Raw genomic sequence first — 2,098 nt, 5'->3', positions numbered from 1 at the left:
GCGCGCTCCCGCGCGCGCGGCCTCGGCCCGCATCGGCGAATAGGGCTCCGGCTTGGGCAGCCGAAGCAACCTGCTCATCCTGCCGTCCTGCCCGGCCTGCAATGCCGCCACCGCCTCGGGTTCGTGACGGGCGGCATTGGCGATGATGCCGAACATGAACAGCGTGATGGCCAGCGACGAGCCGCCCGCCGAGACCAGCGGCAGCTGCAGGCCGGTCACCGGCAGCAGGCCGACCACGTAGCCGACGTTGATCAGCGCCTGCGCGGTGATCCAGGTGGTCGCGGTCGCCGAGAGCAGGCGCAGGAACGGGTCGACCGAGCGGGTGGCGATACGCAGGCCGGTGTAGACGAACAGCGCGAACAGCCCGAGCACCAGCGCGCAGCCGAGGAAGCCGAGTTCCTCGCCGATGATGGCGAAGATGAAGTCGTTGTGCGAGTTGGGCAGATAGCTCCACTTGGCGCGGCTCTGTCCGAGGCCGCGGCCCCAGATGCCGCCGTCGGCCAGCGAGTACATGGCCTGCCTGGCCTGGTAGCCGATGCCCTGCGGGTCCTCGCCCGGATTGAAGAACGCGCGCATGCGGTCGGAGCGGTAGCCCGCGGTCAGAGCGAGCACGGCGGCGGCGACCACACCCGCCAGCGCGATGGTGACGAACAACCGCACCGGCAGTCCGCCGAACCACAGCAGCGCGGCCAGCACGATGCCCAGCGCGATGGTGGTGGACAGGTTGGGCTCCAGCACCACCAGCAGGCAGACCAGCATGCCCGCGGGCACCAGCGGCACCAGGATCTCCTTGAGCGGCGCCTGCTCGCTGCGCCGCGAGGCCAGCAGGTGCGCGCCCCAGACCACCAGGGTCACCTTGACGATCTCCGACGGCTGCACCGAGACCACGCCGAGGTCGATCCAGCGCCGCGAGCCCTGCACCTCGGTGCCGATGCCGGGGATCAGCACCAGGAACAGCGCGAGCACCGACAGCGCGAACAGCGGGAACGACCACTGCCGCAGCCTGCGGATCGGGATGCGCAGCGCCAGATAGAACAGCACGCAGCCGATCAACGCGAACAGGATCTGCTGGCGGAACAGCGAGTAGGCCGAGCCGACCGCGGTGTAGGCCTCCACGCTGGAAGCCGACAGCACCATCACCAGCCCGAGCAGGGTGAGCAGCGTGGCGATGGTGACGACCAGGTGGAACGACGCCAGCGGGCGCGCCATCCAGGTCGCGAAACGGGCGAAGGCCGGGGCGCGGGCCCCGGCGGGCCGGGCGGCGCGCGCGGTCTTGTCGGAACCGGACCCGGCGCGCCGCAGTCCTCGCCGGCCCCGTTCGCTCACGGCTGCCGCCCGAGGTCACCGTCTTCCAGCGCGTGCACCGCATCGGCGAAGCTGCGTCCACGGTGGGTGTAGTCGGCGAACATGTCCAGCGAGGCGGCCGCGGGCGCCAGCAGCACCGTGTCGCCGCCGCGGGCGAACCCGGCGGCCGTGCGCACCGCCCGCGCCATCACGGCGTCGGCCGCGCTCGATCGGTCGGTGCTCGCGCGATTCGGGTCCTCGGCCATCCAAGCATCGTCGCCCGAGGGGACCTCGACGACGGGGACCTCGGGCGCGTGTCGCGCCAGCGCGTCGGCGATCAGCGGCGCGTCGGCCCCGATCAGCACCGCGGCCACCAGGTGCTCGCGGACCTCCTCGATCAGGTCCTCCACGCCCGCGCCCTTGAGCAGCCCGCCCGCGATCCAGATGACGCTGTGGTGCGCCAGGATCGACGAGCGCGCCGCGTGCGGGTTGGTGGCCTTGGAGTCGTCGATGAACTCCACGCCGCCCAGCTCGCGCACGAAGGCCGCCCGGTGCGGGCCGACCTTGTGCTCCTGCAGGCCCTCCTTGACGAACTGCGGCGCCACGTCGATCGCCCTGGTCAACGCGGACGCGGCGAGCGCGTCGGCGACCCCGGCCGGTCCCGGCGGGCTGATGTCGCCGACCTCGGCGAGGATCGCGGCCTTGGTGAAGGCGCGGTCGAGCAGCTTGCCGTCCACCACGCCCAATTCGCCGTCGGCGGGCACGCCGACCCGGAAGCCGACGGTCCGCTTGGCCTTCGAGCGCCGCGCCAGGG

Annotated in this window: 2 protein-coding genes; both read right to left on the bottom strand. The window is 72.3% G+C overall.

The window, feature by feature from the left end; translation table 11 throughout:
* Nucleotides 1-1,209 (bottom strand): putative lipid II flippase FtsW (gene ftsW / locus QH283_RS08680; protein WP_280502504.1); only part of this gene is annotated, 1,209 nt, incomplete at its 3' end.
* A 113-nt stretch (nucleotides 1,210-1,322) separates the two neighbouring features.
* On the bottom strand, nucleotides 1,323-2,098 hold a 776-nt coding region (locus QH283_RS08675; RefSeq protein WP_280502503.1), incomplete at its 5' end, for a glutamate ligase domain-containing protein.

Source organism: Nocardia farcinica, assembly GCF_029867845.1.
GTDB classification, from domain to species: Bacteria; Actinomycetota; Actinomycetes; order Mycobacteriales; family Mycobacteriaceae; genus Nocardia; species Nocardia farcinica_A.
Note: the sequence above shows the minus strand (reverse complement) of the source record. Positions and strands in the feature narration are given on the sequence as shown.